This is a genomic window from Pseudomonas sp. AN-1, assembly GCF_034057115.1.
Lineage (GTDB): Bacteria > Pseudomonadota > Gammaproteobacteria > Pseudomonadales > Pseudomonadaceae > Geopseudomonas.
This window is the reverse complement of sequence record NZ_CP139195.1, coordinates 4,165,467-4,189,940: the sequence shown is the minus strand read 5'-3', so window position 1 is coordinate 4,189,940 and position 24,474 is coordinate 4,165,467. Positions and strand designations below refer to the sequence as shown.

Annotated in this window: 24 protein-coding genes and 1 other RNA gene; 4 read left to right on the top strand and 21 right to left on the bottom strand. The window is 68.4% G+C overall.

Annotation, left to right across the window (positions count from 1 at the left end):
* Positions 1-45 precede the first annotated feature (45 nt).
* The 16 genes from ftsA to rsmI form a co-directional block, all read right to left on the bottom strand.
* Positions 46-1,290, bottom strand: a complete 1,245-nt coding sequence (ftsA, locus tag SK095_RS19670; protein ID WP_136488210.1) for a cell division protein FtsA — start codon at positions 1,288-1,290, stop codon at positions 46-48.
* Between the two features lie 20 nt (positions 1,291-1,310).
* Positions 1,311-2,171 (bottom strand): cell division protein FtsQ/DivIB, encoded by an 861-nt coding sequence (locus tag SK095_RS19665; RefSeq protein WP_136488211.1) that lies wholly within the window; start codon positions 2,169-2,171, stop codon positions 1,311-1,313.
* A gap of 4 nt (positions 2,172-2,175) precedes the next feature.
* Positions 2,176-3,117 (bottom strand): D-alanine--D-alanine ligase, encoded by a 942-nt coding sequence (locus SK095_RS19660; RefSeq protein WP_136488212.1) that lies wholly within the window; start codon positions 3,115-3,117, stop codon positions 2,176-2,178.
* A complete protein-coding gene (gene murC, locus SK095_RS19655; RefSeq protein WP_136488213.1) occupies positions 3,114-4,565 on the bottom strand; it encodes a UDP-N-acetylmuramate--L-alanine ligase in 1,452 nt (483 codons plus the stop codon). Before murC ends, SK095_RS19660 begins: the two co-directional genes overlap by 4 nt.
* On the bottom strand, positions 4,558-5,628 hold the full coding sequence (gene murG / locus SK095_RS19650; protein WP_136488214.1) for an undecaprenyldiphospho-muramoylpentapeptide beta-N-acetylglucosaminyltransferase: 1,071 nt from the start codon (positions 5,626-5,628) through the stop codon (positions 4,558-4,560). The genes murC and murG overlap by 8 nt, the downstream gene beginning before the upstream one ends.
* Positions 5,618-6,832, bottom strand: a complete 1,215-nt coding sequence (ftsW, locus tag SK095_RS19645) for a putative lipid II flippase FtsW (RefSeq protein WP_136488215.1) — start codon at positions 6,830-6,832, stop codon at positions 5,618-5,620. Before ftsW ends, murG begins: the two co-directional genes overlap by 11 nt.
* Positions 6,832-8,193 (bottom strand): UDP-N-acetylmuramoyl-L-alanine--D-glutamate ligase, encoded by a 1,362-nt coding sequence (gene murD / locus SK095_RS19640; RefSeq protein WP_320547219.1) that lies wholly within the window; start codon positions 8,191-8,193, stop codon positions 6,832-6,834. Before murD ends, ftsW begins: the two co-directional genes overlap by 1 nt.
* Before the next feature lie 5 nt (positions 8,194-8,198).
* Positions 8,199-9,281, bottom strand: coding sequence for a phospho-N-acetylmuramoyl-pentapeptide-transferase (mraY, locus tag SK095_RS19635; RefSeq protein WP_136488217.1), 1,083 nt, complete (start codon positions 9,279-9,281; stop codon positions 8,199-8,201).
* Positions 9,282-10,658, bottom strand: coding sequence for a UDP-N-acetylmuramoyl-tripeptide--D-alanyl-D-alanine ligase (locus SK095_RS19630; RefSeq protein ID WP_320547218.1), 1,377 nt, complete (start codon positions 10,656-10,658; stop codon positions 9,282-9,284).
* On the bottom strand, positions 10,651-12,117 hold the full coding sequence (locus SK095_RS19625) for a UDP-N-acetylmuramoyl-L-alanyl-D-glutamate--2,6-diaminopimelate ligase (protein WP_201485175.1): 1,467 nt from the start codon (positions 12,115-12,117) through the stop codon (positions 10,651-10,653). The genes SK095_RS19630 and SK095_RS19625 overlap by 8 nt, the downstream gene beginning before the upstream one ends.
* A complete protein-coding gene (locus tag SK095_RS19620; RefSeq protein WP_136488220.1) occupies positions 12,117-13,853 on the bottom strand; it encodes a peptidoglycan D,D-transpeptidase FtsI family protein in 1,737 nt (578 codons plus the stop codon). Before SK095_RS19620 ends, SK095_RS19625 begins: the two co-directional genes overlap by 1 nt.
* Entirely contained in the window at positions 13,850-14,143 is a 294-nt protein-coding gene (gene ftsL, locus SK095_RS19615; protein WP_136488221.1) for a cell division protein FtsL, read from the bottom strand. Before ftsL ends, SK095_RS19620 begins: the two co-directional genes overlap by 4 nt.
* On the bottom strand, positions 14,140-15,084 hold the full coding sequence (gene rsmH, locus SK095_RS19610; protein WP_320547217.1) for a 16S rRNA (cytosine(1402)-N(4))-methyltransferase RsmH: 945 nt from the start codon (positions 15,082-15,084) through the stop codon (positions 14,140-14,142). Before rsmH ends, ftsL begins: the two co-directional genes overlap by 4 nt.
* Position 15,085: 1 nt before the next feature.
* Entirely contained in the window at positions 15,086-15,541 is a 456-nt protein-coding gene (gene mraZ, locus SK095_RS19605; RefSeq protein ID WP_320547216.1) for a division/cell wall cluster transcriptional repressor MraZ, read from the bottom strand.
* Positions 15,542-15,860: 319 nt separating this feature from the next.
* An RNA gene (rnpB, locus tag SK095_RS19600) (RNase P RNA component class A) lies at positions 15,861-16,208 on the bottom strand.
* Positions 16,209-16,248: 40 nt separating this feature from the next.
* Positions 16,249-17,136 carry a 16S rRNA (cytidine(1402)-2'-O)-methyltransferase gene (gene rsmI / locus SK095_RS19595; protein WP_320547215.1) on the bottom strand — a complete coding sequence of 296 codons (888 nt, stop codon included), beginning with the start codon at positions 17,134-17,136 and terminating at the stop codon, positions 16,249-16,251.
* An 89-nt stretch (positions 17,137-17,225) separates the two neighbouring features.
* Here rsmI and SK095_RS19590 point away from each other — a divergent pair, with 89 nt between their 5' ends.
* Genes SK095_RS19590 through SK095_RS19575 form a run of 4 tightly spaced genes read left to right on the top strand, consistent with a single transcriptional unit; the run spans position 17,226 to position 20,551 of the window.
* Positions 17,226-19,034, top strand: coding sequence for a penicillin-binding protein activator (locus SK095_RS19590; protein WP_201485170.1), 1,809 nt, complete (start codon positions 17,226-17,228; stop codon positions 19,032-19,034).
* On the top strand, positions 19,031-19,402 hold the full coding sequence (locus tag SK095_RS19585; protein WP_136488226.1) for a YraN family protein: 372 nt from the start codon (positions 19,031-19,033) through the stop codon (positions 19,400-19,402). The genes SK095_RS19590 and SK095_RS19585 overlap by 4 nt, the downstream gene beginning before the upstream one ends.
* Before the next feature lie 25 nt (positions 19,403-19,427).
* Positions 19,428-20,021 (top strand): phosphoheptose isomerase, encoded by a 594-nt coding sequence (locus SK095_RS19580; protein ID WP_136488227.1) that lies wholly within the window; start codon positions 19,428-19,430, stop codon positions 20,019-20,021.
* Entirely contained in the window at positions 20,018-20,551 is a 534-nt protein-coding gene (locus SK095_RS19575) for a BON domain-containing protein (protein WP_136488228.1), read from the top strand. The genes SK095_RS19580 and SK095_RS19575 overlap by 4 nt, the downstream gene beginning before the upstream one ends.
* 60 nt (positions 20,552-20,611) lie before the next feature.
* Here SK095_RS19575 and SK095_RS19570 read toward each other — a convergent pair whose 3' ends face one another.
* The 5 genes from SK095_RS19570 to petA all read right to left on the bottom strand — a co-directional run bounded on the left by SK095_RS19570 (position 20,612) and on the right by petA (position 24,315).
* A complete protein-coding gene (locus SK095_RS19570) occupies positions 20,612-21,013 on the bottom strand; it encodes a ClpXP protease specificity-enhancing factor (RefSeq protein ID WP_320547214.1) in 402 nt (133 codons plus the stop codon).
* A gap of 11 nt (positions 21,014-21,024) precedes the next feature.
* On the bottom strand, positions 21,025-21,642 hold the full coding sequence (locus tag SK095_RS19565; RefSeq protein WP_136488230.1) for a glutathione S-transferase N-terminal domain-containing protein: 618 nt from the start codon (positions 21,640-21,642) through the stop codon (positions 21,025-21,027).
* Between the two features lie 86 nt (positions 21,643-21,728).
* Complete coding sequence (locus SK095_RS19560; protein WP_320547213.1) at positions 21,729-22,511, bottom strand: cytochrome c1; 783 nt, start codon at positions 22,509-22,511, stop codon at positions 21,729-21,731.
* Positions 22,511-23,722 (bottom strand): cytochrome bc complex cytochrome b subunit, encoded by a 1,212-nt coding sequence (locus SK095_RS19555; protein ID WP_320547212.1) that lies wholly within the window; start codon positions 23,720-23,722, stop codon positions 22,511-22,513. Before SK095_RS19555 ends, SK095_RS19560 begins: the two co-directional genes overlap by 1 nt.
* Positions 23,722-24,315, bottom strand: coding sequence for a ubiquinol-cytochrome c reductase iron-sulfur subunit (gene petA / locus SK095_RS19550; protein ID WP_136488233.1), 594 nt, complete (start codon positions 24,313-24,315; stop codon positions 23,722-23,724). Before petA ends, SK095_RS19555 begins: the two co-directional genes overlap by 1 nt.
* Between the last annotated feature and the right edge of the window lie 159 nt (positions 24,316-24,474).

The window sequence follows — 24,474 nt, the reverse complement described above, 5'->3', positions numbered from 1 at the left end:
TTTCCCTTTTCTGCCCAAACAGTTGCCGTCTCGCGCGGCCGTCTGTCAGAAGTTGCCCTGTACCCAGCGCTTGAAGCGCACGAATACCGGCGGTTTGCTCTCTTCACTGCTGCTGCCCGGGCCGACATAGCTCGGAGTCCCCTGCTTGCGCAGGCCGTACAGCAGCAGCCCGACCCCGGTCGCATAGGCCGGGTTGCGCACGACATCCTCGAGGCCCTTGACGCCTTGCGGCAGGCCCAGGCGTACCGGCATGTGGAATACCTCTTCGGCCAGCTCGACGGCACCTTCCATCTTGGCGGTGCCGCCGGTGAGGACGATCCCGGCCGGGAGCAGGTCGGCGTAGCCGCTGCGGCGCAGCTCGCCCTGCACCAGGCAGAACAGTTCCTCGTAGCGCGGCTCGACCACCTCGGCCAGCGCCTGGCGCGACAGCTCGCGCGGCGGCCGCTCGCCGACGCTGGGAACCTTGATGGTCTGCCCGGCGCCGGCCAGCTTGGCCAGGGCGCAGGCGTAGCGAATCTTGATTTCTTCAGCATACTGAGTCGGCGTACGCAGGGCCATGGCGATATCGTTGGTCACCTGGTCGCCGGCGATCGGGATGACAGCCGTGTGACGGATCGCACCTTCGGTGAAGATGGCGATGTCGGTGGTGCCGCCACCGATGTCCACCAGGCACACGCCCAGCTCCTTCTCGTCGTCGGTCAGCACCGAGTCGGAGGAAGCCAGCTGTTCGAGGATGATGTCATCCACCTCGAGGCCGCAGCGGCGCACGCACTTCTCGATGTTCTGCGCCGCGTTGACCGCGCAGGTGACCACGTGCACCTTGGCCTCCAGACGCACGCCGGACATGCCCAGCGGTTCGCGCACGCCATCCTGATGGTCGATGGCGTAGTCCTGGGCCAGGGTGTGCAGCACCCGCTGGTCGGCGGGAATGGCCACCGCCTGGGCGGCATCCAGCACCCGCTCGATGTCGGCCGGGCTCACCTCGCGGTCGCGGATGGCGACTATGCCGTGGGAGTTCAGGCTGCGGATGTGGCTGCCGGCCACCCCGACGAAGGCCGAGTGGATGCGGCAGCCTGCCATCTGCTGCGCCTCGTCGATGGCGTGCTGGATGGCCTGTACGGTGGACTCGATGTTGACCACCACCCCCTTCTTCAGCCCCCGCGACGGATGGGTACCGACGCCGACGATTTCCAGCTGGCCATCGGCCGCCACCTCGCCGACCAGCGCCACCACCTTGGAGGTGCCGATATCCAGACCGACGATCATCTTGCCGCTCTGCGCGCTTGCCATGATCCAGTTCTCTCCTCAAGTCACTGCAGGGCCCCGGCGCTGTCGCCGGGGACCGGCGCCGCCGGCATCTCGCGCCACGCCACGGCCAGGCCGTTGGGATAGCGCAGATCGACGCGCGCAATGTTCGCGTTGTGTTCTTTCAGGGCCTTTTCGTAGACGCTGACGAAACGGCGCATCTTTTCCACCACATGGTCGCGGCCGAGCAGCAGCTCCAGCCCCTGTCCGGTGGTGAGGTACCAGCTGCCGCGCTCGCGCAGCTCCAGGCGCGTCACGGTGAAGTCCAGCGGCCGCAGCAGTTGGCTGAGCAACTGGTACTGGCGCATGATCTGCTGCTGCGCACGCTGCGGCCCCCACAGCTTGGGCAGGTGCTCGTAGCCGGCCAGCTCGCCCGGGGCGAAGGCCTGCCCCTGGTGGTTGAGCAGCGCCTCGTCGCCCCAGCGGGCTACCGGCAGTTGCTCCTCCAGGCGGATCAGCACCTGATCGGGCCACACCCGGCGCACCTCGGCCTCGGCGATCCACGGCATCTGCTCCAGCGCGCTGCGCATCGCCTCCAGGTCGACGCTGAAGAAGCGGGCGTCGGCGAAGGGCTCCACCTGCTTGGCCACCGCCACCCGGCTGACGTAGTGCAGGTCGCCCTGCACGCTGATCCGGGCGATCGGCTGGTCGGCGTAGGGCAGCAGGCGCTGGCCGAGGTCGTGGGCTCCCACGCCCAGAGCGAGCAGCAGCAGCGGCCATGCCAGCCGCTTGAGGCCGCTCAGCGACGGGCGCGGCAGGCGCTTGCGCAGGGGTTCGCGCACCACCAGACGGCTGGCCCCGCGGGGGACCGGCTTGCGCAGCGGGCCCGCCGGGCCCGGACGCTGGTGACGCAGCAGCGCGATCATGGGATCAGCTCCTTGCCTCGAGGCTGTCGGCGAGGATTTCCAGCACCAGTTGCTGGAAATCCAGGCCAGCCGCCCGTGCGGCCATCGGGACCAGGCTGTGGTCGGTCATCCCCGGAACGGTGTTGACCTCCAGCAGCCAGAACTGCCCGTCGGCATCCTGCATCACGTCGGCGCGGGCCCAGCCGCGGGTGCCGACCGCTTCGCAGGCGCGTGCGACGAGCGCCTTGAGTTCCTCTTCCTTGTCCGCCTCCAGGCCGCAGGGGATCTGGTAGCGGGTATCGTCGGCCAGGTACTTGGCCTCGTAGTCGTAGAAGCTGTGGGTGGTGCCCAGGCGGATCGGCGGCAGCACTTCGCCACGCAGCACGGCCACGGTGAACTCGGGACCGCTGATCCACTGCTCGACCAGCACCTGCGGGTCGTAGCGGCGGGCGTCCTGCCAGGCGGCCAGCAGCGCCTCCAGGCTCTCCACCCGCGCCATGCCGATGCTCGAGCCCTCGTGGGCCGGCTTGACGATCAGCGGGAAGCCCAGCTCGACGGCGGCGCGCTCGCAGTCGGCGGCCGAGGCCAGCACCGCGTGGCGCGGCGTCGGCAGGCCGAGGCTCTGCCACACCTGCTTGGTGCGCAGCTTGTCCATCGCCAGCGCCGAGGCCAGCACGCCGCTGCCGGTGTAGGGGATCTCCAGGCACTCGAGCAGGCCCTGCATGCTGCCGTCCTCGCCGCCGCGGCCATGCAGGACGATGAAGGCGCGGTCGATGCGCTCGCCGGCCAGGCGCTGCAGCAGGTCGCTACCGACGTCGATGCCGAAGGCGTCCACCCCGGCGCCCTGCAGGGCCTCCAGCACGGCCGCGCCGGACTTCAGCGATACCGCGCGCTCGGCGCTGCGGCCACCGTAGAGGACGGCGACACGACCGAAGGCCTGGAGATCGAGGTTGGATGGCTGACTCATTTCGACTCACCTTGCACAGCGAACAGCGGATGGTTGATCAGTTGCGGAGCGACGCCGCCGATGTCGCCGGCGCCCTGGCAGAGCAGGATGTCGTTTGGGCGCAGCAGCGGCTTGAGCAGCGGCGCCAGGTCGGTGCCGCGCTCGACGTAGATCGGGTCGAGCACGCCGCGCTGGCGGATGCTGTGGCACAGCTGGCGGCTGTCGGCACCGGGGATCGGCTCCTCGCCGGCCGGGTAGACCTCCATCAGCAGCAGCACGCTGGCCTCGCCGAGCACCTGCACGAAGTCGTCGTAGAGGTCGCGGGTGCGGCTGTAGCGGTGCGGCTGATAGACCATCACCAGCCGCCGCTCCGGCCAGCCGTCGCGCACCGCCTTGATCACCGCGGCAACCTCGCGCGGGTGGTGGCCGTAGTCGTCGACCAGCATCACGCTGCCGCCTTCGGCCGGCAGCTCGCCGTAGACCTGGAAGCGCCGACCGACGCCCTGGAAGCCGGACAGGCCGGCGAGGATGGCGTCGTCGCCGATGCCCTCGTCGGTGGCGATGGCGATGGTGGCCAGCGCGTTGAGCACGTTGTGCCGGCCGGGCATGTTGACCACCACGGCGAGCGGCTCGCGGTCCTTGCGCAGCACGGTGAAGTAGGTGCGCATGCCCTGCTGGCGCACGTCGATGGCGCGCAGGTCGGCGCCCTCGTCGAAGCCGTAGGTGACGATCGGCCGGCTGACCTGCGGCAGGATCTCGCGCACCACCGGGTCGTCGACGCAGAGCACCGCCAGGCCATAGAACGGCAGGTTGTGCAGGAAGTCGACGAAGGTCTTCTTCAGCTTGTTGAAGTCGCCGCCGTAGGTGCTCATGTGGTCGGCGTCGATGTTGGTGACCACCGAGACCATCGGCTGCAGGTGCAGGAAGCTGGCGTCGCTCTCGTCGGCCTCGGCCACCAGATAGCGGCTGGCGCCGAGCTGGGCGTTGGTGCCGGCAGCGGTCAGCTTGCCACCGATGACGAAGGTCGGATCGAGGCCGGCGGCGGCGAACACCGAGGCGATCAGGCTGGTGGTGGTGGTCTTGCCGTGGGTGCCGGCCACCGCGATGCCGTGGCGGTAGCGCATCAGCTCGGCGAGCATCTCGGCACGCGGCACCACCGGGATGCGCCGCTCCAGGGCATGGGCGACTTCCGGGTTGGCCGGGTTGATGGCGCTGGACACCACCAGCACGTCGGCCTGCTCGACGTTCTCGGCGCGGTGGCCGATGAAGATCTGCGCACCGAAGCTCTCCAGGCGCGCGGTCACCGGCGAGGCCTTGAGGTCGGAGCCGGACACCTGGTAGCCGAGGTTGAGCAGCACCTCGGCGATGCCGCACATGCCGACGCCACCGATGCCGACGAAGTGGATGCGACGGATGCGGCGCATGCGCCGTACCTCGGCCGGATTGTTGCCGCGCAGGGCATCAGCCATGGGCCACCTCCAGGCAGATATCGACCACCTCGCGGGTGGCTTCGGGCTTGGCCAGGCGGCGGGCAGTAGCGCCCATGGCTTCGAGTTTTTCGCTGTGCATCAGGACCTCGGTCAGCTGCGCGGCCAGCGCGGCCGCGTCAGTGGCATGTTGCGGCAAGAGCACGGCGGCACCGGCCCTGGCCAGATATTCGGCATTGCGCGTCTGGTGATCGTCGATGGCGTGCGGCAGCGGAATGAGCAGCGACGGCAGGCCGGCGGCGGCCAGCTCGCAGACGGTCAGCGCGCCGGCCCGGCAGATCACCAGGTCGGCCCAGGCATAGGCCGCGGCCATGTCGCGGATGAACGGCAGCACCTCGGCGTCGACGCCGGCCTCGGCGTAGCGCGCACGGGTTACCTCGGCGTGCTGCCGGCCAGCCTGGTGGCGCACCTGCGGGCGCAGCTCGGCCTTCACCTGTGCCAGCGCCGCCGGCAGCAGCTTGTTGAGCGGCTCGGCGCCCAGGCTGCCGCCCAGCACCAGCAGGCGCACCGGGCGCGCGGCCGGGCTCTGCCGGGAGGCGGCGAGGAACAGCTCCGGGCGCACCGGATTGCCGGTGGTGCGGCGCTTGGCGCTGGCGGCGAAGGTATCCGGGAAGGCCTCGCAGACCCGCGCCGCGAAGGGCACCAGGGCCCGGTTGGCGGTGCCGGCCACGGCGTTCTGCTCGTGGATCACCAGCGGCACGCCGGCCAGGCGCGCGGCCCAGCCACCGGGGCCGGTGACGAAGCCGCCCATGCCCAGCACGCAGACCGGGCGCAGCTCGCGCAGCACGCGGCGCGCCTGCCACAGCGCCCTGGCCAGCAGCAGCGGCGCCTTGAGCAGCGACAGCAGGCCCTTGCCACGCAGGCCGCTCATCTCGATGCGGTGCAGCGGCAGGCCGGCCTGCGGCACCAGTTCGTTCTCGATGCCTCGCGGGGTGCCCAGCCAGTGCACGTTGTAGCCACGCGCCTGGAACTCGCGGGCGCAGGCCAGCGCCGGGAACACGTGCCCGCCGGTGCCGCCGGCCATGATCAGCACGTTAGCGGGCATGGCGCGGTTCCTCCTCGGCAAAATCCTCTTCGGTAAACTCCATCTCTGCATTTCCCAGCAGGTTGCGCCGCTCCCAGTCGATGCGCAGCAGCAGGGCCAGGCTGACGCAGCAGACCACCAGCGAACTGCCCCCGTAGCTGAGGAACGGCAGGGTCAGGCCCTTGGTCGGCAACAGGCCGACGTTCACGCCGATGTTGATCAGGAACTGGCCGATCCACTGGATGGCCACTCCGTAGGCCACGTAGGCCGAGAAATACTGCTGGTCCTTTTCCGCCTGCAGGCCGATGTGCAGCGCGCGCAGGGTGACCAGCACGAACAGCGCCACGGTGGCCAGTGCGCCGATCATGCCCAGTTCCTCGGCGAGCACGGCGAACACGAAGTCGGTGTGCGCCTCCGGCAGGTAGAACTGCTTCTGCACGCTGTTGCCCAGACCGACGCCCAGCCACTCGCCGCGGCCGAAGGCGATCAGCGCCTGGCTGAGCTGGTAGCCGGCGCCGAACTGATCGGCCCAGGGGTCGATGAAGTTGGTCAGGCGCTTGAGACGGTAGGCCTGGCTGGTCATCACCACCACGCCGAGCGCCAGCACACCGATCACCATCGGCAGGAAGCGCAGCAGGCTGACGCCACCGAGGAACAGCATGGTGATGCCGGAGCCGACCAGCACCACGGTGGCACCGAAGTCCGGCTCGGAGAGCAGCAGGCCGGCCATCAGGCCGAGCACGATCAAGGGCATGAGCAGCCCCTTCCAGCTGTTGTGCACGTCGGCCTGGCGGCGCACCAGGTAACCGCCCAGGTAGATCACGGTGAACAGCTTGGCCAGCTCCGAAGGCTGGATGTTGATGCCGCCGAAGCCGATCCAGCGCCGCGCGCCGTTGACCTCGCGGCCGATGCCCGGCACCAGCACCAGCACCAGCAGGATGAAGGCGGCGATCAGCAGCTTGCCGCCGTTCTTCTGCCAGGTCGCCACCGGCACCAGCAGGACCACGCCGGCGGCCGCGCAGCCGACGGCGAGGAACAGCAGCTGGCGGACCATGAAGTACAGCGAGTTGCCCGACAAGGCACCGGCCACCTCGGAGGACGCCGAGGAGACCATCACGAAGCCGAGGCCGAGCAGCGCCAGGCAACCCGCCAGCAGCGGGAAGTCCATGTCGACGCCGCGCCGACTGCGCAGCGGCGACGGGCTCAGGCGCAGCAGCGCGCGCATCAGGGCAGCTCCCTCGCGGCCGCGGCGAACAGACGGCCGCGCTCCTCGAAGTTCCTGAACATGTCCAGGCTGGCGCAGGCCGGCGACAGCAGCACGGCGTCGCCCGCCTCGGCCAGTTCGGCGCAGCGCTGCACCGCCTCGTCGAGACTGGCGACACGCACCAGCGGCACCACCGGCTGCTCGTCGCTGCCGGTCAGCGCGCCAGCGATCAGTTCGGCATCGCGGCCGAGCAGCACCACCGCCCGGCAGTAGCGCGCCACGCTGGCACGCAGCGGGTTGAAGTCGGCGCCCTTGCCGTCGCCGCCGGCGATCAGCAGCAGCTTGCCGTCGATCTCGGCGCCCAGGCCGTCGATGGCCGCCAGCGCGGCACCGACGTTGGTCGCCTTGGAATCGTCGTAGAAGGTCACCCCGTCACGCTCGCGCACCCACTGGCAGCGGTGCGCCAGGCCGGTGAAGCGGCGCAGGGTGTCGAGCATCGGCGCCAGCGGCAGGCCGACGGCATGGCCGAGGGCCAGCGCGGCCAGGGCGTTGGCCTGGTTGTGCGCGCCGCGGATCTTCAGCTCGCGCACCGGCATCAGCTTGCTGAACTGGAAGGCGAGGTACTTCTCGCCGTTCTCCTCGAGGATGCCGAACGACTTGAAGTCCGGCTTGTCGAGGCCGAAGCTCCAGCACGGCACCTGGTCGGCGATCAGCGGCCGCGACAGCGGGTCCTGGCGGTTGACCACTACCTGGCGGGCGCCACGGAAGATGCGGTGCTTGGCCAGGTGATAGCTTTCCATGCCGCTGTAGCGGTCCATGTGGTCGTCGCTGACATTCAGGCAGGTGGCCACCTCGGCGCTCAGCCGCTCGGTGCTCTCCAACTGGAAGCTGGACAGCTCCAGCACGTACAGCTCGATGTCGTCAGCCAGCAGATCCAGCGCCGGGGTGCCGAGGTTGCCGCCCACCGCCACCTTCTTGCCGGCGGCCTGCGCCATCTCGCCGACCAGGGTGGTCACGGTGCTCTTGGCGTTGGAACCGGTGATGGCGACGATCGGCGCCCGGGCGTGGCGTACGAACAGGTCGATGTCGCCGGACAGCCTGACTCCGCGCGCCCGGGCCTCCTGCAGCGCGGCGGTGGCCAGCGGCAGGCCGGGGCTGACGTACAGCTCGCTGGCGCGGCAGAGAAAGTCGACGTCCAGCGCGCCGCAGCGTACCTCGACCTGCGGGTACTCGGCCTCGAGGGTGGCCAGTTCCGGCGGATTGGTACGGGTGTCGACCACAGCGAAGGGCACGCCCTGGCGGGCGAGGAAGCGCACCAGCGACATGCCGCTCTTGCCGAGGCCGACAACGATGCGGAACTGGTCGGAAGCGATCAGCGTCATCTCTCTTACCTCAGCTTCAGGGTGGACAGGCCGACCAGCACCAGCACCACGGTGATGATCCAGAAGCGCACGATGACCCGCGGCTCCGGCCAGCCCTTGAGCTCGAAGTGGTGGTGGATCGGTGCCATACGGAACACGCGGCGTCCGGTGAGCTTGAACGAGGCGACCTGGATCACCACCGACAGGGTCTCCATGACGAACACCCCGCCCATGATGAACAGCACCACTTCCTGGCGGACGATCACTGCGATGGTCCCCAGTGCGGCACCGAGCGCCAGGGCACCGACGTCGCCCATGAACACCTGCGCCGGGTAGGTGTTGAACCACAGGAAGCCGAGGCCGGCGCCGATCAGCGCGCCGCAGAACACGATCAGCTCGCCGGAGCCGGCGACGTAGGGAATCAGCAGGTATTCGGCGAACTTGGCGTTGCCCGACAGGTAGCAGAAGATGCCCAGCGCGCCGCCGACCAGCACGGTGGGCAGGATCGCCAGACCGTCGAGGCCGTCGGTCAGGTTGACCGCATTGCTCGAGCCGACGATGACGAAATAGGTCAGCACGACGAAGAAGATCCCCAGCGGGATCTCGATGTTCTTCAGCAGCGGCAGGAACAGGGTGGTCTCCACCGGGGTGGCGGCGGTCATATAGAGGAACACCGCCGCGGCGAGGCCGAACACCGACTGCCAGAAGTACTTCCAGCGGCTCGGCAGACCACGCGAGTTCTTCTCGATCACCTTGCGGTAATCGTCGACCCAGCCGATGGCGCCGAACAGCAGGGTGACGCCGAGCACCACCCACACGTAGCGATTGGACAGGTCGGCCCACAGCAGGGTGCTGATGGCGATGGCGGAGAGGATCAGCGCACCGCCCATGGTCGGCGTGCCCTTCTTCGACAGGTGCGACTGCGGGCCGTCGTCGCGCACCGCCTGGCCGATCTGGCGGGTGCGCAGGGTCTTGATCATCCACGGCCCCAGCCACAGTGCCAGGGCCAGGGCGGTGAGCACGCCGAGGATTCCGCGCAGGGTCAGGTACTGAAAGACCGCGAAGCCCTTGTGGAACTGTTGCAGAAACTCGGCCAACAGCAGCAGCATTTAGTGTTCTCCAGCACAGGCACAGAACGCAGCCACGACGTTTTCCATCGCCGCGCTGCGCGAGCCTTTGATCAACAGGGTGGTTTCCGGAGACTGTTCGGCAGCGAGGACGGCGATCAGTTCAGCCTGACTGGCAAAATGCCGCGCACCCTCGCCGAAGGCAGCGACGGCATGGCTCATCAGCGGGCCCACGGCGTACAGCGCGTCGACCTTGCCACGGGCATAGGCGCCCACCTCGCGGTGGCCAGCCTCGGCCCAGGCACCCAACTCGCCCATGTCGCCCAGCACCAGGACGGTGCGTCCGGAAAAGCCCGCCAGTATATCAATCGCCGCCTTGATTGCGGCGGGATTGGCGTTGTAGCTGTCGTCGATGACCCGCATTCCAGACGGAGCGAGCTGCGCGCAGGCACGCCCCTTGACTGGCTGCAGGGCCTCCAGCCCGGCGCGGATCGCCGCGCCGCCGACACCCAGGGCGTGGGCGGCGGCGGCGGCGGCCAGGGCATTGGCCACGTTGTGCTCGCCGAGCAGGTTGAGCTGGATGCGCACCTCACCGCCCGGGCCGACCAGGGTGAAGGCCGGGCAGCCGCGGGCGTCGCGGGCCAGTTCGCGGGCGCTGAAGTCGGCGGCGGCGTGCATGGCGAAGCTCAGCACCTGGCGCCCGGCGGCGCGCCTGGACCACACCTCGAAGGCCGGATCGTCGCGGTTGAGCACGGCCACGCCGTCGGCGTCCAGGCCCTCGAGGATCTCGCCCTTGGCCTCGACGATCTTCTCCGGGCCGCCGAACTCGCCGACGTGGGCGCTGCCAGCGTTGGTGATGATCGCCACCTGCGGCCTGCTCAGGCCGACCGTGTAGGCGATCTCGCCGACATGGTTGGCGCCCAGCTCGATCACCGCGCTGCGGTGCTGCGGCGCCAGCTCGAGCAGGGTCAGCGGCACGCCGAGGTCGTTGTTGAGGTTGCCGCGGGTGGCCAGCACCGCGGCGGCGTCGCCGCCGTGGTCGGCACGCAGGATGCTGGCGAGCATCTCCTTGACCGTGGTCTTGCCGCTGGAGCCGGTGACCGCCGCGACCCGGCCGCGGAAGGCGGCGCGGTTCAGCGCGCCGAGCTGACCGAGAGCCAGGCGGGTGTCGGCCACCACCAGCTGCGGCAGCTCGACTTCCTCCTGCTCGCGCTCGACCAGCGCGGCGGCGGCGCTCTTGGCGGCGACCTGCTCGAGGTAGTCGTGCCCGTCGAAGCGCGCGCCGGACAGGGCGACGAACAGCTGGCCCGGCTCGATCCGGCGGCTGTCGATGCTCACCCCGTTGAAGAAGGCATCCGGCCCGGCCAGGCGGCCCCTGAGGGCACCCAGCACCGTGCTCAGCATCCAGGCTTCAAGCATCCTGCACCTCGCGTTCGGCCAGCGCGGCGGCGGCCTGTTCGATATCGGAGAAGGGATGGCGCACCCCGGCGATTTCCTGGTAGTCCTCGTGGCCCTTGCCGGCCAGCAGGATCACGTCGTCCGGCGCCGCGCCGGCGATCAGCCGGCGGATCGCCTCGCCGCGCCCGGCGACGAAGGTCACCCGCTCCGGCTCGCGGAAGCCGGCGCGGATGTCGGCGACGATCCGCTGCGGATCCTCGCTGCGCGGATTGTCGTCGGTGACCCAGACGCCGTCGGCCAGCCCCTCGACGGCCGCAGCCATCAGCGGGCGCTTGCCGCGGTCGCGGTCGCCGCCGCAGCCGAACAGGCACAGCAGGCGGCCACGGGTGTGCGGGCGCAAGGCCTCGAGGACCTTCTCCAGGGCATCCGGAGTGTGCGCATAGTCGACCACCACCAGCGGCCCGGCGCCGCCGCCGAGGCGCTGCATGCGTCCGACCGGGCCCTTGAGCTGCGGCAGCACGCGCAGGATCTCGTCCAGCGGATGATTCAGCCCCATCAGCGCACCGACCACCGCCAGCAGGTTGCTCAGGTTGAAGCGGCCGAGCAGCGGGCTGACCAGCAGGCCGTCGCCCTGGGCGGTGATCAGCCGGGCGCGCACGCCCGCCTCGCCGAACTCGGCCTCGGTGCAGTAGAGGGTGGCGGCGGGATCGATCTGGCTGTAGCTGATCAGCCGCGACGGTGCCGGGCGAGCGGCCAGCTCGCGACCGAACAGGTCGTCGAGGTTGATCACCCGGGTGCACAGGCCCGGCCAGGCGAACAGCCGCGCCTTGGCCTCGCCGTAGGCAGCCATGTCGCCGTGGTAGTCGAGGTGGTCGCGCGACAGGTTGGTGAACACCGCCACGTCGAAGTCCAGCGCCTCGACCCGGCCCTGGTCGAGGCCGTGGGAGGACACCTCCATGGCCACCGCCCGGGCGCCGGCCTGCTTGAGGCGCGCCAGCTCGGCCTGCACGGCGAGCGGATCGGGAGTGGTATGGCGGCCGCACTGCAGGTCGTCGTGGAAGCCGACGCCGAGGGTGCCGATCAGGCCGCAGCGCTGGCCGAGCAGGTCGAGGGCCTGGGCCAGCAGCTGGCTGACGCTGGTCTTGCCGTTGGTACCGGTGACGCCGATCAGGTCGAGGCTGCGGCTGGGATCGCCGTAGAAACGCCCGGCGATGGCCGACAGCTGGCCGGCCAGGCCCTTCACCGGGATCAGCACGGTCGCCGCGGAGTCGGGTATGTCGAGCGCGCCCTCGGCCTCGTAGGCCACCGCAGCGGCACCGCGGGCGATGGCGTCGGCGACATAGGCCCGGCCATCGCTGTGATGGCCGGGGATGGCGAGAAACAGGTCGCCCGGGCGCAGCGCCCGACTGTCCAGGCTCAGTTCGCGGATCAGCGCGTCGCGACGCGCCTGGGGAAACATCTTCAGCAGACTCATCGGCATCAGCCGCGTCCTCCATTGCCGGGCACCGCCACCGCCTGCTGCGCTTCGGGCAGCGGCGGCAGGTTGTCCGGGGCTATGTTCATCAAGCGCAGGGTGCCGGCCATCACCTTGCTGAAGACCGGCGCGGAAACCAGGCCACCGAAGTAGCCCTCGCCGCCCGGCTCGTCGATCACCACGACGGCGGCGAAGCGCGGGCTGCTGGTCGGCGCGAACCCGGCGAACAGGGAGCGATAGGCGTTCTGCTTGTAGCCCTTGCTGCCCACGCTGTTCTTGCGCGCCGTGCCGCTCTTGCCGGCCACGTGATAGCCGGGCACCTGCGCGCGGTGGGCGCCACCCGGGGCCTCGACCACCTGCTGCAGCATGCCCTGCATGGTCCTGGCCACCTCGTCGGGGATTACCTGGCTGACCGCCGCCGGCTGGTCGACGCGCGCCAGGCTCAGCGGCACCATGCGCCCGTGGTTGGCGATGGTCGCGTAGGCATGGGCCAGCTGGATCGCCGTCACCGACAGGCCATAGCCGTAGGAGAGTGTCGCGGTCTCCGCCTGCGGCCACTTGCGGTGGTTGGGCAGGTTGCCGACCTGCTCGCCGGGGAAGCCCAGACCGGTGTCCTGGCCGAGGCCGAGCTGCTGCATCTTGTGGTAGATCGCCTCGCCGCCGATGTCGAAGGCGATCTTGCTGATGCCGACGTTGCTGGAACGGATCAGGATGCCGGTAAGGTCGAGCACCGGGCCGCCGCCGCGCGACACGTCGCGGATGGTGTAGCGGCCGATGCGCAGGCTGTGCGGCCAGACCTCGACGGTGTCGGTGGGCTTCCAGCGCCCGCTCTCCAGGGCCGCCATCATCGAGATCGGCTTCACCGTCGAGCCCGGCTCGAAGACGTCGATCAGCGCGCGGTTGCGCATCGCTTGCGGTTGCAGGGTGCGCTTGTTGTTGGGGTTGTAGGTGGGGTGGTTGACCATGGCCAGCACCTCGCCGGTCTGCACGTCGAGGATCACCAGACTGCCGGCCTTGGCCTTGTTCTCCACCAGGGCGTTGCGCAGCTCGCGGTGCGCCAGGTACTGCAGGCGCAGGTCGATGGACAGCGCCAGCTCCTTGCCCGGCTTGGCGTTGCGCGCCACGCCGACGTCCTTGATCAGGCGGCCGCGGCGATCCTTGAGCACCTCGCGCTGGCCGGGCATGCCGGCCAGCCACTGCTCGAAGGCCAGCTCGACCCCCTCGCGTCCGCGATCGTCGATGTCGGTGAAGCCGATCAAATGGGCAGTCACCTCGCCGGCCGGATAGAAGCGGCGGAACTCCTCGATGCTGTAGACCCCGGGAATCTTGTGCGCCAGCACCGCCTCGCCCTGCTCGGGGGTCAGACCGCGGGCCAGGTAGAGGAACTCGCGCCCGGCATTCTGCTGCAGCTTCGCGCTGAGCGCCTGCGGATCCAGGCCCAGCGCCGCGGCCAGGGTCGGCCAGTGCTGGCGCGCGCCCATCAGCTCCTTGGGGTTGCCCCACAGGGTGGTGACCGGGGTACTGACCGCCAGCGGCTCGCCGTTGCGGTCGGTGATCAGCCCGCGGTGCGCCGGGATCGGAATGTGCCGCACGCTGCGTGCATCGCCATGGGCCTTGAGGAAGTCATGGTCGAACACGTGGAGATCGACGATGCGCCAGACGATCACCGCCACCATGGCGAACAGGACGCCGAGCACCAGACGAAAGCGCCAGGGGTAGAGGGCCCCCTCGAGACTGATCATGGCGCCACCATCCGCACTTCACCAGGCTCGGGGATGCGCATCTGCAGCTGCTCGCTGGCCAGCGCCTCGATGCGGCTGTGCGCGGTCCAGGTGCTCTGCTCGAGGATCAGCCGGCCCCATTCGGCCTGCGCCTTGTCGCGCACGCTGAGTTCGGCATACAGCTGGTTGAGCAGCTTGCGATTCCAGTGCGCGCTCCACGACACGGCCACGGCCGAACACAGCACGAGGCCGAACAGCACCAGCATCAGCAGACTGCCGCTGGGCATGCCGTCGCGGGCGCCGCGGATCATCTCAGCTTCTCCGCCACGCGCATGACCGCGCTGCGCGAGCGCGGGTTGGCCTTGAGTTCCTCGGCCGACGCGTACTGAGGCTTGCCCAGCAGCTTCAGGCGCGGCTCGAAGCGGGCCACCTGCACCGGCAGATCGCGCGGCAGGTTGTCGGCCTCGCCCTTCACCTGGCGGCGCATGAACTGCTTGACGATGCGATCCTCCAGCGAGTGGAAACTGATCACCACCAGGCGGCCGCCGACGGCGAGCGCCTCGAGGGCCGCCCCGAGGCCCCGCTCGAGATCGCCCAGCTCGTTGTTGATGTGGATGCGCAGGCCCTGGAAGGCACGGGTGGCCGGGTTTTTGCCCTTCTCCCAGGCCGGGTTGGCGGCGGCGATCACCTCGGCGAGGTCGGCGGTACGGGTGAACGGGCACTCGCCGCGGCGCTGCACGATGGCGCGCGCCATGCGCCGCGAGAAGCGCTCCTCGCCGTACTCGTAGAACACCCGGGCAATCTCTTCCTCGCTGGCGGAGGCGATCCAGTCCGCGGCGCTGACCCCGGCATCCGGGTTCATGCGCATGTCCAGCGGGCCGTCGTTCATGAAGCTGAAACCGCGCTCGGGGTCGTCCAGCTGCGGCGAGGACACGCCGAGATCGAGGAGGACGCCGTCGACCTTGCCGTTCAGGCCGCGCGCGGCGACCTCCTTGCCCAGTTCGGCGAAACTGCGCTGGACGATCTGGAAGCGCTCATCCGCCGCCGCCAGTTCGCGACCGGTGGCGATCGCCAGCGGATCCTTGTCGAAGCCCAGCAGGCGGCCGGCCGGGCCGAGTGCGCGGAGCACTTCGCGGCTGTGACCTCCGCGACCGAAGGTGCCATCCAGATAGCAGCCGTCGGCGCGCACGGCGAGCGCCTCGACGGCTTCGCGGAGCAGGACGGTCACATGGCTGAAGGTGGCTGCATTCATATCAAAGTATCAGGTTGCGTAATTCTTCCGGCAACGCGCCGGGTTCCTTGATGGCCTGGAGGTCCTGCGTACAACGCAGGGCCCAGGCCGCCTCGTCCCACAACTGGAACTTGTTGAGCTGGCCGACCAGCACCGCACGGCGGTCCAGCCCGGCGTAATCGCGCAGACGCGGCGGCACGAGGAAACGTCCGGCTGCATCCAGTTCCAGATCCACCGCATTGCCGATCAGCAGGCGCTGCAGGCGACGGTTTTCCTCGCGCAGCGACGGCAGTTCGCGCAACTTGGCTTCGATCAGTTCCCATTCATCGAGGGGATAGACACACAGGCAGGAGTCGATGGTGTCGATGGTCACCACAAGCAGACCGGCGCAGCGCGCCATGAACTCGTCGCGATACCGGCTCGGCATCGTCAGGCGGCCCTTGGCGTCAAGACTTATGACATTGGCTCCGCGAAACACGGCTGCGCATCCCCGTTGTGCTCAGCCGCCAAGAGCTGTGTTACACGGCTGGAATCCCCACTTTCACCCACTTTCCCCCACCCTTACACACTATAGGAACGCCCCAGCGACCCAGTCAAGGCGAGCCCGACAGGAAAAATCCTTACTGGACCGCAACTTAGAGAAGAGACCGACAGGCGGGAATTAGGAGTGGTAAACCGGGAGAAAAAATCGAGGGATATCGGCATGCCAGCTCTCGAACTTAAAGTTCTTTATCAAGAGCAATAGCAATTCGAAATTAAAAACTGCCGCCGATAATGAAAGAGAAGAAAGCGGAAGGAAGGAGAGCCGGCCTGTAAGCCGGGTTTTGTCGAGGACAGTCATTCCTCTAGGATCGCCATCGCTGACGACCTCAAGCAACCTACCCGGATCCAGCGCGGGCCACGCCAATGGATCCCTATTTGGTCTTGCTCCGAGTGGGGTTTACCTAGCCACGAACTGTTGCCAGTCGTGCGGTGCGCTCTTACCGCACCTTTTCACCCTTACCGGCGCTTGCGCGCTTAGGCGGTTGTTTTCTGTGGCACTTTCCGTAGGCTCGCGCCTCCCAGGCGTTACCTGGCACTCTGCCCTGTGGAGCCCGGACTTTCCTCCCCCCTGCAAGCAGGGCAGCGACTGTCCGGCCGACTCTCCGGCGCGCAGGGTACTCACTGCGCGCCCGGATAACAAGCTCAATCCTCGGCTTTCTGTCGCCCCAGCGCCTGCTGGTAGAGCAGATTCTTGCGCACCCCGGTGATCTCCGCCGCCAGCGCCGCCGCCCGCTTGAGCGGCAACTCGGCCAGCAGCAGGTCAAGCACGCGCAGCGCCTCGGCACTCAGCGCCTCCTCGCCCTCCGGCGCCTGCCAACCCTCCACCAGCAGCACGCATTCGCCACGCTGCTGGTTGCTGTCAGCCGCCACCCAGTCGTGCAGCTCGCCGAGCGGCGCCCCCTTGATGGTCTCGAAGGTCTTGCTCAGCTCGCGCGCCAGCACCGCAGGACGCTCGACGCCGAACAGCTCGCTAAGGTCGGCGAGACACTCCAGCAGGCGGTGCGGCGCCTCGTAGAGGATCAGCGTGCGCGGCTCCTCGAGCAGCACCTGCAGACGCTGCCGCCGCGCCGTCGCGCGCGCCGGCAGGAAGCCCTCGAAGACGAAGCGGTCGGAGGCCAGCCCGGAAGCCGACAGCGCGGCGATCAGCGCACAAGCGCCGGGCACCGGCACCACACGCACCCCGGCGGCCCGCGCGTTGCGCACCAGGTGATAGCCGGGATCGGAGATCAGCGGCGTGCCGGCGTCGGAGATCAGCGCCAGGTCGTCGCCGGCCAGCAGGCGCTGCACCAGGCGCGAACCCTGCTCGCGCTCGTTGTGCTCGTGGCAGGCGGCCAGCGGCGTATTGATGCCGAAGTGCTGCAGCAGGCGGGCACTGTGGCGGGTGTCCTCGGCGGCGATCAGCGCGACCTCGCGCAGCACCCGCAGCGCCCGCGCGCTGATGTCCTCGAGGTTGCCGATCGGCGTAGCCACCACATAAAGAGTCCCCGGAGTGTTCACATCGCCATCCCGCTGCCAGCCCAAATGCGGCATTGTAGCGGGTTTCGCCGTGCCAAGATCGCACCGCCGCCGGGGCTTGGGTACAATTGCCCCTTTCCAGCCTGCGAATCGGAATTACTGACATGATCGCCCGACTGCGCCCCCTTTCCGTCCTTTGCCTGGTCGGCCTGCTGACCGCCTGCGCCGGCCAGCAGACGTCCGGCCTCGGTGAGCTGCCGGTCCCGTCCCAGGCCAGCGCCGAGCAGCTGCTGCAGCAGGCGGCGCAGGTCAAGCCGGCACAGGCCACGCTGCTGCGCCTGTCCGCCGCCGATCAGTCCCTGCGCCAGGGCAATCTGGCGCAGACCCAGCAGATCCTCGACCTGCTCAAGCTCGACGAGCTGCTGCCGGCCCAGCAGGTTTTCGCCAGCACCCTGCAGGCCGAGCTGGCCCTGGCCCGCGGCAAGCCCAAGGCCGCCCTGCAGGCGCTGCAGCACCCCAGCTTCGAGCGCCTCGGCGAACTGCCGGTCGGCCAGCAGGTGCGCAGCCAGCTGACCCGCGCCAAGGCCCTGCAGGCCGACGGCCAGCCGCTGGCCGCCGCCCGCGAGCGGGTGTACGTCGCCCCGTTGCTGGAGGGCCAGAGCGCTGCCGCTAACCACGAGGCGATCTGGAGCCTGCTCGGCAACCTGTCCGCCAGCCAGCTGGCCAGCGCCAGCAGCCCCGAGGCCGACCTCGGCGGCTGGCTGGAGCTCGCTCGCCTGGCGCGCAGCAACGCCACCCCAGCGCAGCAGGTGACGCGCATCGCCGAATGGCAGGCCCAGCACCCGCAACACCCCGCAGCCCGCCAGCTGCCGCAGGCACTGGTCCAGCTGCAGGAAATCGCCGCCCGCCCGCTGACCCGCGTCGCCCTGCTGCTGCCCCAGCAGGGGCAGCTGGCCAGTGCCGCCCAGGCCCTGCGCGACGGATTCCTCGCCGCGCACTACCAGAGCGGCAACAGCGAACTGCACATCAGCCTGCACGACAGCAGCCAACTGACCGATCTCGATGCCTTCTATCGCCAGGCCCAGGCCGACGGCGTGCAACTGGTGGTCGGCCCGCTGGAGAAGCCGCTGGTCAACCAGCTCAACCGTCGCGAACAGCTGCCGGTCGCCACCCTGGCGCTCAACTACAGCGAGAACGTCGGCGAGGGCCCGGCCCAGCTGTTCCAGTTCGGCCTGGCCGCCGAGGACGAAGCCCGCGCGGTCGCCGAACGGGCGTGGCAGGACGGCATGCGCCGCGCCGTGGCGCTGGTGCCCAGCGGTGAATGGGGCAACCGCGTCCTGGCCGCCTTCAGCAAGGACTGGCAGGCGCGCGGCGGCAGCCTGATCGCGGCCGAGCACGTCGATCAGCCGGTGCGCCTGGCCCAGCAGATCGCCGACCTGCTCAAGCTGCGCGACAGCGAAGCACGCGCCAAGCGCCTGCGCGACAGCCTCGGCAGCGAGGTAGAGGCGCAGCCGGCACGCCGCCAGGACGTCGACTTCGTGTTCCTCGCCGCCACCCCGGCGCAGGCCCGGCAGATCAAGCCGACCCTGGCCTTCCAGTACGCCGGCGACCTGCCGGTGTACGCCACCTCGCACCTGTTCACCGGCAGCAACGACCCGAGCCAGGATCTCGACCTCGACGGCATCCGCTTCTGCGAAACCCCCTGGCTGCTGGGCGAGGCCGACCCGCTGCGCGAGCAGGTGGTCGGCCAGTGGCCGGCCGCCGCCGGCAGCCTCGGCCGCCTGTACGCCATGGGTGCCGATGCCTATCGCCTGGCGCCGCGCCTCGGCCAGCTGCAGACCCTGCCGGGCACCCGCCTGGAGGGCCTGTCCGGCAGCCTGCAGCTGGCTCCCGGCCAGCGCGTCGCGCGCAGCCTGCCGTGGGCGGAGTACCGCAACGGCCAGGTCTATCGCCTGGAGGCAGCCGCCCAGTGAGCGACACACGCCAGAGCGCCGGGCAGGCCGCCGAAGGCTGGGCGCTGACCCACCTGGAGGAGCACGGCCTGCGCCTGCTGGCGCGCAACTGGCGCTGCCGCCTCGGCGAGCTGGATCTGGTCATGCTCGACGGCGATACCGTAGTATTCGTCGAAGTGCGTTACCGGCGCCACAGCGCCTGGGGCGGCGCCGAAGGCAGCGTCGACGCACGCAAGCGCGCCCGCGTCAGCGCCGCCGCCCAGGTTTTCCTGCAACAGCAGTCGCGCTGGAGCCAGTGCCCCTGCCGCTTCGACGTGATCGCCATCGGCCCCGCCGAGCACAGCGCTCCTGCGCGACTGAACTGGATCCGCAGCGCGTTCGACGCCTGAACAGCGCCCAACCGAAGGTCACCCCATGGACATGCAATCCCGTATCCGCCAGCTTTTCCTGGACAGCATCGAAACCAAGCGCCAGGCCATGGAAGTGCTGATCCCGCACATCGAACAGGCCAGCCAGGTGATGGTCCATGCCCTGCTCAGCGAGGGCAAGATCCTCTCCTGCGGCAACGGCGGCTCCGCCGGCGATGCCCAGCACTTCTCCTCCGAGCTGCTCAACCGCTTCGAGCGCGAACGCCCGAGCCTGCCGGCGGTAGCTCTGACCACCGACAGCTCGACCATCACCTCGATCGCCAACGACTACAGCTACAACGAGGTGTTCTCCAAGCAGATCCGCGCCCTCGGCCAGCCCGGCGACGTGCTGCTGGCGATCTCCACCAGCGGCAACTCCGGCAACGTGATCCAGGCCATCCAGGCCGCCCACGACCGCGAGATGACCGTGGTGGCGCTGACCGGCCGCGACGGCGGCGGCATGGCCTCGCTGCTGCTGCCCGAGGACGTCGAGATCCGCGTGCCGGCGCGCGTCACCGCGCGCATCCAGGAAGTCCACCTGCTGGCCATCCACTGCCTGTGCGACCTGATCGACCGTCAACTATTCGGGAGTGAAGAATGAAGCGTTCCCCCCTGCTCCTCGCCGCCCTCGGCCTGAGCCTGCTGCTGGCCGGCTGCGGCGCACGCAGCATCGGCAACAAGATCGACGACCAGTTCATCCCCGGACGGGTGGCCAGCGAGATCCGCAGCAGCCATGCCGACCTCAACGACACCACCTCCCACGTGGTGGTGACCAGCTACAACGGCGTGGTTCTGCTCGCCGGCCAGACGCCGCGCGCCGACCTGAAAGCCCTGGCCGAGCAGGCTGCCCGCCGCGCCCAGGGGGTGAAGCTGGTGCACAACCATCTGCAGGTCCTTCCGCCCTCCTCGCCGCTGGCACGCAGCACCGACGCCGCACTGACCACCCAGATCAAGACCGCCATGCTCGCCGACAACACCGTGCCGAGCACCAAGATCAAGGTGGTCACCGAGAACGGCATGGTCTACCTGCTCGGCCTGGTCACCCGCGCCGAGGCCAACCGCGCCACGGCCGTGGTCCAGGGCGTCGGCGGCGTGCAGGGCATCGTACGCCTGTTCGAGTACGTCGACTGAGCGGACAGCCAGCGACAAAAAAGGCGATCCGAGGATCGCCTTTTTTGTTTACCGCGCAGTCTACTTGACCACCTTGAGGCTGGGCCGCCCGCTGGGACGCGGCGGCTCGTCGTCACCGGACGGCTCCTCGTCGAGCTCCTCGCCCTCCTCGGGTTCGTCCAGCTCGAAGGCCATGCCCTGGCCGTTCTCGCGAGCGTAGATGGCCAGCACGGCGGCGACCGGGACATACAGGCTCTGCGCCACACCGCCGAAGCGACCCTCGAAGGTCAGCGCCTCGCTGCCCATCTCCAGATAGCGCACCGCGTTGGGCGAGATGTTCAGCACGATCTGTCCATCCTTGGCGTAGCCCGCCGGTACGCGGGTATTGGGGTACTCGGCGGCGACCAGGATGTGCGGAGTGCAGTCGTTGTCGACGATCCACTCGTAGAGCGCACGCAGCAGATAGGGGCGACTGGAATTCATCATCGGGCTCCTCAGCGCATCGCGCGCTCGGTGGCAGTCAGGCTGGCCTGGAAGGCGGGGCGGGCGAACAGCCGCTCCATGTAGTCCAGCAGCGGTTTGGCCTGGCGCGGCAGCTCGATGCCGAGCAGCGGCAGACGCCAGAGAATCGGCAACAGGCAGCAGTCGACCATGCTGAACTCCTCGCTGAGGAAGAACGGCTGGCCGCCGAACAGCGCCGCTACGCCGGTCAGGCTCTCGCGCAGTTCCTTGCGCGCCTGCGCCCGGGCAGCTTCCGGCGTGCGCGCATCGAGCACGCGATCGACCAGAGTGCACCAGTCGCGCTGGATGCGGTGCATCAGCAGGCGGCTGTTGCCACGCGCCACCGGATACACCGGCAACAATGGCGGATGCGGATAGCGCTCGTCCAGATACTCCATCACCACGCCCGGCTCGTACAGGGCCAAGTCGCGATCGACCAAGGTCGGCAGACTCGCGTAGGGGTTGACCTCGGCCAGCTGCACCGGCAGCTGGCCGGGCAGCACCTCGATGATCTCGGCCTCCACGCCCTTCTCGGCGAGGACGATGCGCACCCGGTGCGAGTAGTGATCGGCGGGATCGGAATAGCAGGCCAGGCGATTGAGCGCAGCCATGGGCTCCCTCCAGTCAGGACATTTTCATGCGGCAGAAACACATGCGCGCCCCGGAGGGCGCGCATGCTTCAGACAGGAAAGGGTGCTCAGTGCACGTCTTTCCAGTACTCACGCTTGAGCAGGTAGGCGAACACGAAGAAGAACGCCAGGAACAGCAGCACGTAGGTACCGATACGCTGGCTTTCCAGCTTCACCGGGTTGGCCGAGTAGGCCAGGAAGCTGACCAGGTTCTTGACCTTCTCGTCGAACTCGGCCTCGCTCAGCTCGCCGGTCTTCGGCACGATGGTCAGCTGGTCGCAGCCTTCCTCGGTCACCGGGGTACCGGTCAGCGGATCGAACACCTTCTTGCCGTGCTCGACCACCTGGACCTGCTTGCAGCCGATGACCTGACGGCCCTGCAGGCTGCTCAGCACGTTGGGCATGCCGACGTTCGGGAACACCTTGTTGTTCACACCCCACGGACGCGCCGGATCTTCATAGAAGGTGCGCAGGTAGGTGTACAGCCAGTCTTCGCCACGCACGCGGGCCACCAGGGTCAGGTCCGGCGGCGCGGCGCCGAACCAGACCTTGGCATCCTGCGGCTGCATGCCGGTCTTCATGTGCTCGCCGATCTTGGCGCCGGTGAAGACCAGGTTCTCCATCATCACCTGCTCGGGGATGCCGAGATCCTTGGCCACGCGCTCGTAACGCTGGAACTGGGCGCTGTGGCAACCCATGCAGTAGTTGGCGAAGGTACGCGCGCCATCCTGCAGGGCGGCCTTGTCGGTGAAGTCGACCTCGACCTTGTCCAGCGGGTATTCCAGCGGAGCGGCAGCGAAGCCGAGGGCCGGCAGTACCGCAAGAATCAATGCAGCGAATTGCTTTTTCATCAGCCAGTCACCCTTTCCGGAACCGGTTTGGTCTTCTCCATCCGGGTGTAGAACGGCATCAGGATGAAGAAGGCGAAGTACAGAATGGTGCAGACCTGGGACAGCAGGGTGCGGCCCGGGGTCGGCGCCAGCACGCCCAGCACGCCGAGGATCACGAAGGACACGCAGAACACCAGCAGCCAGATCTTGCTCAGCCAGCCCTTGTAGCGCATCGAGCGCACCGGGCTGCGGTCCAGCCACGGCAGCACGAACAGTACGGCGATGGCCGCGCCCATGGCGATCACGCCGAGCAGCTTGTCCGGAACGGCGCGCAGGATGGCGTAGAACGGGGTGAAGTACCACACCGGGGCGATGTGCGCCGGGGTCTTGAACGGGTTCGCGGTCTCGAAGTTGGGCTTCTCGAGGAAGTAGCCGCCCATCTCCGGGAAGAAGAAGATCACGGTGCAGAACACGAACAGGAACACCACCACACCGACGATATCCTTGACGGTGTAGTACGGGTGGAACGGGATGCCGTCCAGCGGAATGCCGTTGGCGTCCTTCTTCTTCTTGATGTCGATGCCATCCGGGTTGTTCGAGCCCACTTCGTGCAGCGCGATGATGTGCATCACGACCAGGCCGAGGATGACGATCGGCAGGGCGATCACGTGCAGCGCGAAGAAGCGGTTCAGGGTGATGCCGGAGATCAGGTAGTCACCGCGGATCCACTGGGTCAGGTCGGCACCGATCACCGGGATCGCACCGAACAGGGAGATGATCACCTGGGCGCCCCAGTAGGACATCTGACCCCACGGCAGCAGGTAGCCCATGAAGGCTTCGGCCATCAGCGCCAGGTAGATCAGCATGCCGAAGATCCACACCAGCTCGCGCGGCTTCTGGTAGGAGCCGTACAGCAGGCCGCGGAACATGTGCAGGTACACCACCACGAAGAACGCCGAGGCGCCGGTGGAGTGCATGTAGCGCAGGATCCAGCCGTACTCCACATCACGCATGATGTATTCGACGGAGGCGAAGGCGCCTTCGGCGGAGGGTTCGAAGCTCATGGTCAGCCAGATGCCGGTGAGGATCTGGTTGACCAGCACCAGCAGCGCCAGGGAGCCGAAGAAGTACCAGAAGTTGAAGTTCTTCGGAGCGTAGTACTTGCTCAGATGATCTTCCCACATCTTGGTTGCGGGGAAGCGGGCGTCCACCCATTCCATGAATTTGCTCATCAGGCTTTCTCCTGATCCACGCCGATGATGATGACGTCATCGGTCTCGAAGGAGTACGGCGGCACCGGCAGGTTCAGCGGCGCCGGCTGCGCCTTGTACACGCGGCCAGCCAGGTCGTAGCGGGAACCATGGCAGGGACAGAAATAGCCACCCACCCAGTCGGCACCCAGATCGGCCGGGGCGACTTCGGGACGGAAGGACGGCGCGCAGCCCAGGTGGGTGCACAGGCCTTCGACGACCAGCAGTTCTGGCTTGATCGAGCGAACCTTGGGGTCCACGTAGGTCGGTTGCACGGAGGCCTTGGACTCCGGATCCGCCATGGAGCCTTCGATCTTGACCAGGTTGGCCAGGATCTCGTCGGTGCGGCGAACGATGAACACCGGCTTGCCGCGCCATTCGGCAACGATCTGTTGCCCCGGCTCGATCTTGCCCACGTTCACCTTCACCGGAGCACCAGCGGCCTTGGCCTTGGCACTGGGGAACCATGACCCCACGAACGGGACCGCAGCACCGACAGCTCCCGCCGCCCCCACCACCGAAGTGGCGGCGACGAGGAACCGACGCCGGCCCACATTCACGCCGTCATTACTCATTCAGTCGTCTCCCATCAGCTTTCTGTGACCTGCCCGGGCAGGCACTCTAGTTAAAACCAGCTGCGCAAAAAATCCGCCAGATGGTAATGAAAAGCCCCTTTTCTGACAAGGCAATAACTGGCAACAAATACCGGCAAACCCTTGCAGCACAAGACTTTC